Annotated in this window: 12 protein-coding genes; 9 read left to right on the top strand and 3 right to left on the bottom strand. The window is 64.4% G+C overall.

The window, feature by feature from the left end; translation table 11 throughout:
- Positions 1-13 precede the first annotated feature (13 nt).
- The 3 genes from B2U07_RS18745 to B2U07_RS18735 form a co-directional block, all read right to left on the bottom strand.
- On the bottom strand, positions 14-385 hold the full coding sequence (locus tag B2U07_RS18745) for a translation initiation factor Sui1 (protein ID WP_275547252.1): 372 nt from the start codon (positions 383-385) through the stop codon (positions 14-16).
- A gap of 312 nt (positions 386-697) precedes the next feature.
- Positions 698-1,246, bottom strand: a complete 549-nt coding sequence (locus tag B2U07_RS18740) for an NUDIX hydrolase (RefSeq protein ID WP_275547253.1) — start codon at positions 1,244-1,246, stop codon at positions 698-700.
- Positions 1,246-2,298 (bottom strand): DUF2333 family protein, encoded by a 1,053-nt coding sequence (locus B2U07_RS18735; protein WP_275547254.1) that lies wholly within the window; start codon positions 2,296-2,298, stop codon positions 1,246-1,248. Before B2U07_RS18735 ends, B2U07_RS18740 begins: the two co-directional genes overlap by 1 nt.
- A gap of 257 nt (positions 2,299-2,555) precedes the next feature.
- On the opposite strand from B2U07_RS18735, the gene B2U07_RS18730 reads away from it, so the two are divergent.
- The 9 genes from B2U07_RS18730 to B2U07_RS18690 all read left to right on the top strand — a co-directional run bounded on the left by B2U07_RS18730 (position 2,556) and on the right by B2U07_RS18690 (position 13,825).
- On the top strand, positions 2,556-4,169 hold the full coding sequence (locus B2U07_RS18730; RefSeq protein WP_275547255.1) for a response regulator: 1,614 nt from the start codon (positions 2,556-2,558) through the stop codon (positions 4,167-4,169).
- Positions 4,170-4,277: 108 nt separating this feature from the next.
- Positions 4,278-6,242 carry a methyl-accepting chemotaxis protein gene (locus tag B2U07_RS18725; protein ID WP_275547256.1) on the top strand — a complete coding sequence of 655 codons (1,965 nt, stop codon included), beginning with the start codon at positions 4,278-4,280 and terminating at the stop codon, positions 6,240-6,242.
- 181 nt (positions 6,243-6,423) lie between these two features.
- Entirely contained in the window at positions 6,424-8,208 is a 1,785-nt protein-coding gene (locus B2U07_RS18720; RefSeq protein WP_275547257.1) for a protein-disulfide reductase DsbD, read from the top strand.
- Between the two features lie 165 nt (positions 8,209-8,373).
- Positions 8,374-8,820 carry a type II 3-dehydroquinate dehydratase gene (gene aroQ / locus B2U07_RS18715; RefSeq protein ID WP_275547258.1) on the top strand — a complete coding sequence of 149 codons (447 nt, stop codon included), beginning with the start codon at positions 8,374-8,376 and terminating at the stop codon, positions 8,818-8,820.
- Positions 8,821-8,870: 50 nt separating this feature from the next.
- On the top strand, positions 8,871-9,335 hold the full coding sequence (gene accB, locus B2U07_RS18710) for an acetyl-CoA carboxylase biotin carboxyl carrier protein (protein ID WP_275547259.1): 465 nt from the start codon (positions 8,871-8,873) through the stop codon (positions 9,333-9,335).
- Positions 9,336-9,352: 17 nt separating this feature from the next.
- Positions 9,353-10,708: an acetyl-CoA carboxylase biotin carboxylase subunit gene (accC, locus tag B2U07_RS18705; RefSeq protein WP_275547260.1), complete on the top strand. Its 1,356-nt coding sequence runs from the start codon at positions 9,353-9,355 to the stop codon at positions 10,706-10,708.
- A gap of 75 nt (positions 10,709-10,783) precedes the next feature.
- Positions 10,784-11,455 carry a DUF4272 domain-containing protein gene (locus tag B2U07_RS18700; RefSeq protein WP_296277450.1) on the top strand — a complete coding sequence of 224 codons (672 nt, stop codon included), beginning with the start codon at positions 10,784-10,786 and terminating at the stop codon, positions 11,453-11,455.
- A gap of 83 nt (positions 11,456-11,538) precedes the next feature.
- On the top strand, positions 11,539-12,417 hold the full coding sequence (prmA, locus tag B2U07_RS18695; protein WP_275547262.1) for a 50S ribosomal protein L11 methyltransferase: 879 nt from the start codon (positions 11,539-11,541) through the stop codon (positions 12,415-12,417).
- Positions 12,418-12,556: 139 nt separating this feature from the next.
- Entirely contained in the window at positions 12,557-13,825 is a 1,269-nt protein-coding gene (locus B2U07_RS18690) for a DUF3426 domain-containing protein (RefSeq protein ID WP_275547263.1), read from the top strand.
- Positions 13,826-14,010: the final 185 nt, after the last annotated feature.

The following is a 14,010-nucleotide window of genomic DNA, read 5'->3' as shown; positions in this document are numbered from 1 at the left end:
AGAAAAAGCTGGCTCAGCCGCCGGACTTCTTCGCGGTAAATCCGCGTTTGCTCAACTCGGCGAGCAGCAGTTCGACGTGGTCACCCTGAATCTCGATCACGCCGTCCTTGAGCGCACCGCCAGTGCCGCAGCGCTTCTTCAGCGCACTGGCCAGTTCCTTGAGCGGCTCCTCGGCCAGCGGCACGCCGCTCACCGTGGTGACGGTCTTGCCGCCACGGCCCTTGGTTTCACGACGAACGCGGGCAATGCCATCGCCTTCAGGGATGCGCGTCTGTTTGCAGATGCAGGCATCCAGCGGCTGATTGCAGTCCGGGCAATGGCGACCGCCATCGGTGGAATAGACGAGACCGCTAAGGGCCGAGAATGAAGAGGCTTTCTTGACCACCGGCTTGTCCTCATAGGGGTCAGGATAGCGATTGGCCGACAGGCGTCGACCGCGAAGCCCCACTCAGGCAGGGGCAGCGCAGGCGGACAGGCGTCCGCCGAAAAGGCCGCGCAGTGTAACGGCAAAGGCCAGGCTTGCTAAGTCCAGATTTGCGTCATTGTGCGGCACTTTGGCGACGCACCTGACACCCTGCCAGAGAACTGGTAGGGCGGGTGCAACCCGCCACAGCGAAAACTCGACGAAATACGGGAGCCGACACGACCACCCTCTCCCGCCCTTCGGGCACCCTCTCCCATAAATGGGAGAGGGACATCAGCCGGCCGCAAGCGGCCGGTTTATATAGCGCTGCAGCGCCGCCAGCGAGTCCGGGCAATATGGCAGGTGGCGAGTTTCCTCAAGCGCCTGTTCGATACTGATGAAGCGCGCCTCCAGCACCTCTTCCGGCTGCAACACCAGCGGCGCATCGGACACCGCCGAGTAGGCCATGCACCACAAGCGGCTTTCCGGCGCGTCGTAGAGAAAGTGCGCATGCTCGACCAACTCGGCGTCGACGATGCCCAGCTCCTCGGCCAGTTCGCGCTCGGCAGAAAGCCGATAGTCCTCGCCTTCCAGCACCATACCGCCAGCGGCGACATCCCAGTAGCCGGGATACAGCGCCTTGCTCAAGGTGCGCCGGTGTACGCACAGCAGACCGGCCGAATTGAACAACAGGATATAGGTGCCACGCCCGATCAGCCGGCGCTCGCGCAGCTCGGCGCGGGTGACGCCGCCCAAGGGCTGATCGCGCTCGTCGACCCAGGCGACCCGCTCCCGGTCCGAAGCAGCGCGATGCGCCGCCTCGGTCGCCGAAATCGCTTCCATCACCCCTGGCTCAGCAATTGGCGCAGGTCGATCAGGCCGGCGTTGGCACGAGAGATGTAGTTGGCCATCACCAGCGAGTGGTTGGCGAGAATGCCATAGCCGCTGCCATTGAGGATCATCGGGCTCCACAGAGTCGCCTGCGCAGCCTCCAGCTCACGGATGATCTGGCGCACGCTGACAGTGGCGTTCTTCTTCGCCAGCACGTCGGCGAAATCGACCTCGATAGCGCGCAGCAGGTGAGCCAGCGCCCAGGCCTGACCGCGGGCCTCGTAGAACACGTTGTCGATCTGCAGCCAGGGCGTCTCGTATACGCCGTCGCGCCCGACCAGGCCGGATTCTTCGGCGTCGTTGCCGACCTGCAGGTTCTCGTTCAGGCGCACCTGGCCGACGCTGGCGGACAGGCGCTGCGACAACGAACCAAGACGCGTGCCGGCATCGCCCAGCCAGTTGTTGAGGTTGTCGGCACGGGCATAGAACTGCGCATTCTTCTGGCTCAGGTCGGCCAGGTAGCGGTCCAGCGACTTGATGCCTTCGCGATACTCGGACTCGGACGCCGGCAGCGCCCAGCTCTTGTTGTCGAAGTGAAAGCGCGGCTCGGCCTTGGCCAGGTCCGGGTTCTCCGTGGACTGCGACTGCGAGCGGGCAAAATCCTTGCGCAGCGCGCGGGAGAAATCACGCACCTGCACCAGCACGCCGTATTCCCAGCTCGGCATGTTGTCCAGCCACAGGCCCGGCGGGGCCAGGTCGTTGGACAGGTAGCCGCCCGGTTTGTCGAGCAGCGTAGTGGCGACCTGCTTGAGGGTTTCCACCGTGGTGTAGCCGGTCACTATCTGCCGCTGCGCCTGCTGCGCCGCGCTCTGCGCGTGCTGCTGCACCTGGAAGGCAGACGGCTCCTGGCTCCAGTACCAGCCGACCACCAGGGCGATCAGTAGATAGACGCCGATCAGGCCGCCCAGCGCCCGGGCGATCAGGCTGCCGCCGCTGCGGCTGCCCCCTGAGGCCGCGGCAGCGCCGTCTGGCGAGTTCGTCGCACGATTCTTCCAATCCAGCATGGCAGTGTCCTTTTCAAACGAATTCGAGTGTTCGACCACAACCCGGGCAACGGGTTGCGACCTGTTGCGCACTATAAGACAAGCCCACAGCAAAGCGCAGGGAACAGAGGCAAACTTACCGTTGGTACGGGAAAACGCTATTTGTGTCGCTTATTCGACAGAAATACCGACGTCAATTGATCGACGGCAATGTCATCGCCACCCTCAAGTGATAGCATCAAGCCACCACGGACTTAACCACTTATAGAAGTCGGCCCATGACCGAGCACCCCGACCCCAGTCGCGATCGCCTCAAGCATCACTTCGCCCAGCGCGTGATTCACCAGGCACGTCAGGTGCTGGAAGTCTGGCAACGCCTACAACGCAGCGAATGGAACGATGTCGGCATGACCGAGCTGACCGAGGCCAACCTGCGCCTGCTGCGTTATGCCGAGCGCTTCGAACAGGTCGAGCACGCACAGCTGGCGCAAAGCATCGGCGCCAGCCTGGATGAAGTAGCGGAAAACCGTGGCCGACTCAACAGTAGCCTGATCGCTCGGCTCAATCAGGCCATGCAGCGCCTCTCACGTACCGGACTGCGCCACAGCGATGCCTTCGAGCAGACCTTTCTGCCGCCGCTGCGCAAGCCGGTCTACATCACCCTGCAGGATGCTCAGCGTGGCGAGCGCCTGGCCCAGCAGCTGGAGTTCTTCGGCCTCGCCGCGCAGGCGCTGAGCGATGAGCGCGCCTTCCGCGCCGCCATCACCGAACGCCATCCTGCGGCCATCGTCATGGACGTCGACTTCGCTGGCGCCGGGCTGGAACTGGCCAATTCGGTGCAGGAAGGCCTGGAACAGAAGATTCCGCTGCTGTTCTTCAGCCATTGCGACACCGACACGCCCACGCGCCTGGCCGCGGTACGCGCCGGTGGCCAGGAGTTCTTCACCGGCTCGCTGGATGCCTCGAGCCTGCTCGAACGCATCGAGGTGCTGACCCACGTTTCGCAGTACGACCCGTACAAGGTGCTGATCGTCGACGACTCCAAGGCCCAGGCGACTCACACCGAACGCGTGCTCAACAGCGCCGGCATCCTCACCCATACGCTCACCGAGCCGATCCTGGCGATGGATGCGCTGGCCGAGTTCCAGCCGGACCTGATCATCCTCGACATGTATATGCCCGAGTGCAACGGCACCGAGCTGGCCAAGGTGATTCGCCACAACGACCGCTACGTCAGCGTGCCGATCATCTACCTGTCGGCCGAGGACGACCTAGACAAGCAGCTCGACGCCATGAGCGAGGGCGGCGACGACTTCCTGACCAAGCCGATCAAGCCGCGCCATCTGATCGCCACCGTGCGCAACCGCGCGGCGCGCGCGCGCAACCTCAAGGCGCGCATGGTGCGCGACAGCCTCACCGGCCTGTACAACCACACCCACACCCTGCAGTTGCTCGACGACGCCTGCTACCGCGCGCGCCGCGAAGAGCAGCCGCTGGCCTTCGCCATGCTCGACATCGACCACTTCAAGAAGGTCAACGACACCTATGGCCACCCGATGGGCGACCGGGTGATCAAAAGTCTGGCGCTGTTCCTCAAGCAGCGCCTGCGCAAGACCGACCATATCGGCCGTTACGGTGGCGAAGAGTTCGCCGTAGTGCTGCCCGATACCGACGAGCAATCGGCGCTCAGGGTGCTGGAGGAAATTCGCCAACGCTTTGCCGAGATCCACTACCCGGCGCAGCCGCAGGACCTGTCCTGCACCTTCAGTTGCGGCATTGCCATGTTGCAACCGGGCCTCGACGGCAACTCGCTGTCCAAGCGCGCCGACGAAGCGCTTTACAAGGCCAAGCATGGCGGCCGCAACCGGGTCGAGCTATTCAGCGTCGATTGACGGCCGCTGCGGCTGCCCACGAAACGTGATGCAGCGCACGTCGTCATAAGCCTGTAATCAAACCGCAATAAGCTCGCGCGCATCGTTCAGTTGTCGATCGAGCCCGCCATGCGCCTCAAGCTGCTCACCAATCTCAACACTCTGCTGCTGGTCACCGTCTGCGTCGCCCTGGCAGCAACACTCTGGTGGTCGCAGCGTGCGTTGCAGCAGCCGGTGCAGTTGATGGAGCGCTACCTGACGCTGTCTCAGCAGTTCCAGCACGAAGTGGCGGACAACATCCAGGCCTACCTGGCCAGTGGCAATGCCGTGCAACACAGCGCCGCGACCCAGGCCATCGACGCCTTCGACGAATCCCTCGAACAGCTCCCGCAACAGCTGGCCAGTGAACTGCGCCCAAGCCTGCAACAGTTGCGCGAGTTCAGCGCCAACCAGTTACTCGCCGCCGGCAAGCTGGCGGGCGATCCGCAAGGGTTGCTGCTACAGGCCGAACGCGAAATGCTCGCCACGCTGGAACAACTGGGTCAGTACGTCGACAGCACCAGCAGCCCAGGCGCCGCCAGCTATCGCAAGCCGCTGCAGGAGGCAGGCTCACGCCTGCTGAAGCTGGCGCATGCTCGTGAACGCTTCACCAGCCAGGGGCGTAGCGAACTGCTCGGTGACGTCGAGCGTGAACTCAAGGCCCTGGGCCAGCAGGTGGAAGCGCTCGACAGCCTGCCACTGCTTGGCGTGCAGCAGGCCGACAGTTCCGCCAGCGCTGGCTTCGCCGCCCTGCTCGGGCTGGATGACGACGAGCAGGAGCAACAGACGCAGGACCGCGGTATCGACCTCAAGCGCGAGCTGAGCACGCTGGTGCGCCGCTATCCCGGTGAACTGCAGCGCACCCGGGAGCTGGTCGAGCAGCGCCAGCAACTGGCCGTGACCACGACCGAGCGCGTGAGCCAGGTGCAGCAGGCTCTGGCTGCGCTGGAGCCGCTGGTCAAAGGCGAGTACGCGCGCATTCAGGGCGAAGTGCGAGTGATCCAGGGCCTGATGATCGGCCTGATTCTGTTCATCGCCCTGCTCATCGACCGCATCCAGCGGCGCCTGTCGCAGGTGCTTGGCAACCTGGTCCCGGCCCTGTCGCGCTGGGCCGGCGGCGATTTCGCCACGCCGGTCTCGATCAACTCGCGCACCCGCGAGCTGCGCGACATCGAAGACTCCCTCAATCATCTGCGTCGTTATCTGGTGGAACTGGTCGCCAGCATTCGCGGCCATGCCGAACAGGTCGCAGGTTCCAGCCGCACACTGGCCGACCTCAGCGGCGGTCTGCACGGCGGCGCCGAACGCCAGGCCGGGGATACCGCGCTGATCCGCGATGCATTGGGCGAGCTGGAAGCGACCATCAGCCAGGTCGCCGAGGACGCCAGCCAGACCGCGGATGCCAGCCGTGACGCCGACCGTGCCCTGGTGCACGGCCAGCAGGTCATCGGCCAGAGTCTGGAGGGCCTGCATGCGCTGGTCAGCGAGGTACAGGACAATGCCCAGGCCATCGAGCGCCTGGCCAGCGAAACCGAGACCATTGGTGGCGTGCTGACGGTGATTCGCAGCATCGCCGAACAGACCAACCTGCTGGCCTTGAACGCCGCCATCGAGGCTGCGCGTGCCGGTGAGGCCGGCCGCGGCTTCGCCGTGGTCGCCGACGAAGTGCGCTCGTTGTCGAAGCGAACCGGCAGTGCCACAGCGGAAATCCAGGAGGTGATCGGTCGCCTGCAGCAAGCCGCCCACCAGTCCGTGCAGGCCATGCGCGCCCAGGTCGAGCATGCCGAAGCCACCGCCGGCAAGGCCGAGGCGGCTGATGGCGCGCTGGACGAGATCGTCAGCGCCATCCGCACCATCGCCAGCATGGCCGAGCGCATCGCCGAGGCCACTGCCCAGCAGAGCGGCGCAGTCGGCGAGATCCGCGAACATGGGGAACGCATCCATCAGTTAGGTGATGAAAATCTCGGTCTGATCGCCAGCGGACGCAACGAAAGCGAACGTCTGCTGCAGCTTGGCGGTCAGTTGCACAGCGCCGTGCAGGCGTTTCGCGTCTAGGCACTGAACGAACAGGGCCTGCGACACGGCAGCGCAGGCAACTCTCGGCAGGAACTCCCGCAGACCGGCCATCTCCAAGGTTCCGCTCATCCCCGGCATTCGACGCTCCGGCGTGGCGACAGCGATGCGGCTGAGCGCTTTCCGGTATCATGCCGCCACCTTTCGCCGAGATATTCGCCCGATGTCACTGCGTCGCCTGCTGCTTCCCCTGCTTCTGCTCTGCCTGAGCCTGCCTGCCAGCGCCGGCCTGTTCGATCAGCGCCCGGCCGCCTCGCCGCTTGGCGCCCCGCTGAATAACAGCAGCGATTTCCTGCCCGTGCGTGAAGCCTTCAAGCTGAGCCTGGTCAGCAGTGACACGCAGTCGGTGACGCTGCGCTTCGTCGCCACCGAGGGCTACTACCTCTACCGCCATCGTTTCAACTTCAGCATCGAGCCGGCCGACCTCACGCTCGGCGAGGCCGAGTTGCCCGCGGGCCAGGCCAAGCACGACGAATTCTTCGGCGATGTCGAGGTTTATTACGGCGTGCTGGATATTCGTCTGCCGCTGGAGAACCCTGACAACCGCCCGCTGCGCCTGCAGGTCGGCTATCAGGGCTGCGCCGACAAGGGCCTGTGCTACCCGCCGGAAACCGAGTTCATCGAGATCGGTGACATGCCCGCCGCCAGCGGCGATGCAGCACCCGTCGCGGCCGACTGGAACTGGAAGGAGCTGGCGCTGTTCTTCCTCGGCGGCCTGGCACTGACCTTCACGCCTTGCGTACTGCCGATGCTGCCGATCCTCTCCGGCGTGGTGCTGCGCGGGCAACTCGGTGGCCTGCGCAGCCTGACGCTGTCGCTGGCCTATGTGCTGCCGATGGCGATCTGTTTCGCCGTCCTCGGCACCCTGATGGGTCTGTTCGGTGCTGGCCTCAATCTGCAGGCGCGTCTGCAATCAGCCTGGGTGCTGGTGCCCTTCGCGGCCTTCTTCGCGGTGTTCGCGCTGGCCATGTTCGGCCTGTTCGAGTTGCGCCTGCCACGCTTCATCAGCGAGCCGCTGGATCGTCTCGCCGGCAAGACTCAGGGTGGTTCGCACGTGAATGCCGCCCTGCTCGGCGTCCTTTCCAGCCTGTTGGTCAGCCCCTGCGTTTCTGCACCGCTGGCCGGCGCGCTGCTTTATATCAGCGCCAGTGGCGATGCCCTGGGCGGCGGCCTGAAGCTGCTCGCGCTCGGCCTTGGCATGGGCACGCCACTGGTGTTGTTCGCCGTAGGCGGCGGTGCACTGCTGCCGAAAACCGGCACCTGGATGGTCACCGTGCGCAACGCCTTCGGCGTGCTGCTGCTGGCCGTTTCGGTGTGGCTGCTCGAGCGCGTCCTGCCGGGCAGCCTCAGCCTGGCACTCTGGGGCCTGCTGGCCGGCGGCGTGGCGGTGTTCCTCGGCGCGCTGGAGTTCGGACCCAAGACGCACCGGCAGAAGCTCGGCCAGATCGCCGGACTGGCGCTGCTGGTCTATGCCCTGGCCGCCTGGGTCGGCGCCCTGCAAGGCGCCACCGATCCGCTCAAGCCGCTCGGCCAGTTGCAGGCTGGCGTAAGCCAGAGCAGCGCCAAGAGCGGCGCCTGGCAAACCCTGAGCAGCCCGGCCGAACTGGACGCCGTCCTGGCCGAGGCCAAAGCCAGCGGCCAGCCGCTGCTGCTGGACTGGTACGCCGACTGGTGCATCAGTTGCAAGGTCATCGAACGCGAGGTATTCGGCAATGCCGAGGTCGGCAGCAAGCTGGCCGGCTGGCGCCTGATCCGCTTCGACATCACCGAAAGCAACGCCGCCCAGCGCACCCTGCTCGACCGCTACCAGCTGTTCGGCCCGCCCGCCATCCAGCTGTTCGCCGGCAATGGTGACGAATTGCTCGATCTGCGTGTCGTAGGTGAGGTCGATGCCGCCACCTTCGCCACCCGCCTGGACCGGGCCGCCAGCCGCCAGGCCGGCCGCTAGAGCGTCCGGCGCCCTCGTCGCACGCAGCCAGGCGGCCTGGCAACGACCGAAACCAGCGCTATAGTCATATTTCTGCCGCAAACGCCGGGCATCGTGTCGGCTATTGCCGATATCGTACGCGCTACGGCATAGTCCGGCGCAGCCCGAACAACAAGGAACGCGACCATGGCCACCCTACTGGTGCTGCACGGCCCCAATTTGAACCTGCTCGGCACCCGCGAGCCCGACAAATATGGCGCCACCACCCTCGCCGAGATCAATCAGGATCTGGAGCAGCGCGCCCGCGAGGCCGGTCACCATTTGCTGTACCTGCAGAGCAATGCCGAGTACGAGCTGATCGAGCGCATTCACGCCGCAAAGGGTGAAGGTGTCGACTTTATCCTGATCAATCCTGCCGCTTTTACTCATACCAGCGTCGCATTACGTGACGCGTTGCTGGCGGTGAGCATCCCATTCATCGAAGTGCACCTGTCCAACGTGCACAAGCGTGAACCGTTCCGCCATCACTCCTACTTTTCCGACGTTGCCGTAGGGGTGATCTGCGGGCTTGGCGCCAGCGGTTACCGGCTGGCCCTGGAAGCAGCACTCGAACAACTGACCGGGCGCGCCTGATGCGTAGCCTGGTAGACAAGTCCTACCTCACCTCTGGGAGTTGACCCTTCATGGATATCCGTAAAGTCAAGAAACTGATCGAGCTGCTGGAAGAGTCCGGTATCGACGAGCTGGAGATCAAAGAGGGCGAAGAGTCCGTACGCATCAGCCGTCACAGCAAGCAGCCGGCCTATGCCGCCCAGCCGATCTACGCCCCGGCACCCGCTCCAGCCGCCGCGCCTGTAGCCGCAGCCGCCGCTCCGGGCGCTGAAGCCGCTCCGGCCGCTGCGCCGAAACTGAACGGCACCGTGGCTCGCTCGCCGATGGTCGGTACCTTCTATCGCGCCGCTTCGCCAACCTCGGCCAACTTCGTCGAAGTCGGTCAGACCGTGAAGAAGGGCGACATCCTGTGCATCGTCGAAGCGATGAAGATGATGAACCACATCGAAGCCGAAGCCAGCGGTGTGATCGAATCCATCCTGGTGGAAAACGGCCAGCCGGTTGAGTACGACCAACCCCTGTTCACCATCGTTTGATGCACGGGGAGCCTGCAATGCAGAAGCTGGAAAAAGTCCTTATCGCCAACCGTGGCGAAATCGCCCTGCGTATCCTGCGTGCCTGCAAGGAGCTGGGTATCAAGACGGTGGCCGTGCACTCCACCGCCGACCGCGAACTGATGCACCTGGGCCTGGCCGACGAATCCGTCTGCATTGGTCCGGCAGCTGGCGCGCAGTCCTACCTGAACATCCCGGCGATCATCAGCGCCGCTGAGCTGACCGGCGCCACCGGCATCCACCCGGGCTACGGCTTCCTCGCCGAGAACGCCGACTTCGCCGAACAGGTGGAGAACTCCGGTTTCGCCTTCATCGGCCCGACCGCCAGCGTGATCCGTCTGATGGGCGACAAGGTGTCGGCCAAGGACGCCATGATTAAGTCCGGCGTACCGGTGGTTCCCGGCTCCGACGGCCCGCTGCCGGAAGACGAGGAAGAGGCCCTGCGCATCGCCCGTGAAGTGGGCTACCCGGTGATCATCAAGGCCGCCGGCGGCGGCGGTGGTCGCGGCATGCGCGTGGTGCACAAGGAAGAAGACCTGATCAAGTCGGCCAAGCTGACCCGCACCGAAGCCGGTGCCGCGTTCGGCAACCCGATGGTCTATCTGGAAAAATTCCTCGGCAACCCGCGTCACGTGGAAGTCCAGGTGCTCTCCGATGGCCAGGGCAACGCCATTCACCTGTATGACCGCGACTGCTCGCTGCAGCGTCGCCACCAGAAGGTGATCGAAGAGGCGCCGGCCCCGCTGATCGACGAGAAGGCCCGCGCCGAAGTGCTCAAGCGCTGCGTCGATGCCTGCATCGAGATCGGCTACCGTGGCGCCGGCACCTTCGAGTTCCTCTACGAAGACGGTCGCTTCTACTTCATCGAGATGAACACCCGTGTTCAGGTGGAGCACCCGGTCACCGAGATGGTCACCGGCATCGACATCGTCAAAGAGATGCTCAGCATCGCCGCCGGCAACCCGCTGTCGATCAAGCAGGAAGACGTGAAGATCCTCGGTCACTCGGTCGAGTGCCGGATCAACGCCGAAGACCCGGACAACTTCATGCCCAGCCCCGGCAAGGTCAAGCACTTCCATGCTCCGGGCGGCAATGGCGTTCGCGTCGACTCGCACCTGTACAGCGGTTACAGCGTGCCGCCGCACTACGACTCGCTGATCGGCAAGCTCATCACCTTCGGCAAGGACCGTGACGAAGCCATGGCGCGCATGCGCAATGCCCTGGACGAGATCGTGGTCGATGGCATCAAGACCAACGTGCCGCTGCACCGCGACCTGACCCGCGACAAGGGTTTCGTCAAAGGTGGCGTGAACATCCACTACCTTGAAAAGAAACTGGGTATGGACAGGCACTGAGCCGGTTCTTGTAGCATCGAAAGGGAGCGGCCATGGCCGCTCCCTTTTTCATTCCACTCCAGAAGGATGAACCACATGAACGGACTCACCCCCGCGGAGCGCAAGGCCGCCTCCATCGCCAGACTCCAGGCAGCCGGTATTCCCTACATCGACCACCTGCCGATGATCGAACCCGCCAGCGAGGTTCGCATACGCAGTGCAGAGGAAATCGCCCAGCGCGCCATTGCCTGCCTGATCACCATCCAGGCCGCCTGTGACCGCAATGCCGGCAACTACTCGCCCGACACGGCCCAGTGGTGCCAGCAACTGCTCGAGCAATACGGCATCACCCAGCTGACTCCCGCCGAGGTGCACATCCTCAGCAATCAGGGCGAGCAGCAGGACGTCATCAATATGGTCTGGAAGTACGAAGCCTACTGGGTACTGCTCTGGGCCCTGGGCATCGTCGAGACGCTGGATTTTCCCGACCACACCATCGACTGCGATTTCGCCATCGAGGCCGTTTCACGGCATGAGGATTTCGCGGCGTTCCTGCAGCACGTTCGGCTACGCGACATCCACAGCATCCTCGACGAAGCCGATCTTATCTATCGCTACCACTGGGCCTGCGTCGACGCCCGCCTGAAACAGGCGCCGATGCCCGCGGGCATGAACGCAAGCGTAGTCATGGAACGCCACGCCGCTTTAAACTGGCTAATCGATAACGATGGCCAGAACGACTGGGACAATCCCGACGTCAGTACCTGAGTAGCCCATTGTCCCGCCTTCGGGCGTCCGAACCAAACACGCCGCGCCCAGTTCGACCGCGCGGCTCGCACAGAGAGTTTCCCATGCCCTGGTTACAAGTCCGTCTCGCCATCACTCCCGAACAGGCGGAAACCTACGAGGACGCCCTGCTGGAAGTAGGCGCCGTATCGGTGACCTTCATGGATGCTGAAGATCAGCCGATCTTCGAGCCGGACCTGGGCACTACCCCGCTGTGGTCGCACACCCATCTGCTGGCCCTGTTCGAAGCCAACACCGACGAGACCGCACTGATCGCCCACCTGCAACTGCTGTGTGGCGGCTCGCTGCCGGAGCATCATGTCGAGCGCATCGAGGATCAGGACTGGGAGCGCAGATGGATGGACAACTTCCAGCCGATGCGCTTCGGCCAGCGCCTGTGGATCGTGCCGAGCTGGCATGCCGCACCGGAGCCGGACGCCGTGAACCTGCTGCTCGATCCAGGTCTGGCCTTCGGCACCGGCACCCACCCGACCACTGCACTGTGCCTGGAATGGCTCGACGGTCAGACGCTCGACAACTGCAGCGTGCTCGACTTCGGCTGTGGCTCGGGCATCCTCGCCATCGCCGCCCTGCTGCTCGGCGCACCGCAGGCCGTGGGCACCGATATCGACCCACAAGCCCTGGAGGCTTCGCGCGACAACGCTTCGCGCAATGGCATCGACCCGGCACGCTTCCCGGTCTACCTGCCGGCCGATCTGCCGCAGCAGCCGGCGGACGTGGTCGTCGCCAATATCCTCGCCGGCCCGCTGGTTTCCCTGGCACCTCAGATCACCGCGCTGGTCAAAGAAGGTGGACGCCTGGCGCTGTCAGGCATCCTCGCAGAACAGGCCGAGGAAGTCCGCGCTGCCTATGCCGGCGCCTTCGACCTCGACCCGACCGCCACCAAGGACGGCTGGGTGCGCATCAGCGGCGTCAAGCGCTAAGCACGCGGCAAGACTGGAGGCCGCAACCTGCAAGCGAGCCCGGATGAAGGCCGGGCTGCTTTGCCCTTACTTGCAGCTTGTGGCTTGCAGCCTGAAGCCGCTCCTTTAGACTAGCTGCTTGGATTTTCCGGACCCGCGCATGAGCGAAAGCCACGTCACCCAGTGCCCCCATTGCCGTACCAGCTTCCGTGTCAGCCAGGCACAGCTGGCTGCTGCCCATGGCGCCGTGCGCTGCGGGGCCTGCCTGCACGTGTTCAACGCCGCCGAACAGTTGTTCGGTTCCCGCGCGGCGACGCCAACGCCAAGTAAAGCGACGAGCGCTCAGGTCAGCCAGGTTCAAGCCGATACCAGTGCCAAGCCGGTAAAGAAGCCGGTCGACGATACCCTGTGGATCCACGATGACCTCGACCTGGACAGCCTCGATCTGGACGAGGAACTGGCCAGGCTGGAAGAGCAGGAGCAGCAACTGTCGCAGCAGTTCCTCGCCCTGGAGCGAGCGCCGCGCTACAGCGAGAACTTCGACAGCAACGCGGCGGATGAACGCGAAGAAGCGCATGACGAAGCCTGGGCCGAAGCCCTGTTGCGTGACGAGCCGGCGAAGCACGAGCGCGACAGCTTCGAACTGCAACCGACCGACCACCAGCCCGAACCGATTGCCGCACCTGAACCCAAGGTCAACGCCGAGTTCGCCTCGCCGGTCTCCCCCCGCAAGCAGGCCATCGACGAGGACCTCGACGAAACCGACGAGCCGCGCTTGGGCAATCTCGATGACGAACCCGATGAGCGCGAGCACCAGGATGAAGAGCTGCACAGCGAGCGTGAAGCGCCCAAGGTGACGCGCAACGAGCCTGGCCTGCGCGAGGAGCGACTGTTCGAACTGGACGACGAACCTCTGCAACTTGAATGGCGCCAGCCACAGGGCATCGCCTGGGGACGCGTGTTCGGCTGGGGCCTGCTCAACCTGCTGGCGGCGGGCGGCCTGCTGGCGCAGTACGTGGCATACAACTTCGATGAACTGGCGCGTCAGGAGCGTTATCGCCCCTGGTTCGAACAGCTGTGTCCGAACATCGGCTGCACCCTGCCGTCGAAAGTCGATATCGGCCAGATTCGCAGCAGCAACCTGGTGGTGCGCAGCCACCCGGAGTTCTCCGGTGCGCTGATCGTTGACGCCATCCTCTACAACCGCGCGCCCTTCGCCCAGCCCTTCCCGCTGCTGGAAATGCGCTTCGCCGACCTGGGCGGGCAATTGGTCGCCAGCCGTCGCTTCAAGCCCAGCGAATACCTCGCCGGCGAACTGGCCGGGCAGAGCGAAATGCCGCCGCAAACGCCCATCCACATCTCGCTGGACATCCTCGACCCGGGCCCCCGCGCGGTCAACTACAGCCTCAGCTTCCACTCCCCCGAGTAGCCTGAAGGCTCTGCGACCAGTGGTCGCAGAGCTTCCATCTAACTGCTGGCGATAAGCCCATAGCTGTTCAGAATTTGTTCAAAACGACCTTTATCCGGTCATCCAGAGCGGGTATCATGCCCACCCTTTCGCGAGCACCAACCCACCATCGTTTCCCCTGAGGACACAGTGGAGGCCAGGTGTTG

This window comes from Pseudomonas sp. UBA7530 (assembly GCF_002479365.1).
Lineage (GTDB): Bacteria > Pseudomonadota > Gammaproteobacteria > Pseudomonadales > Pseudomonadaceae > Aquipseudomonas.
This window is presented reverse-complemented; position numbering and strand designations above follow the sequence as displayed.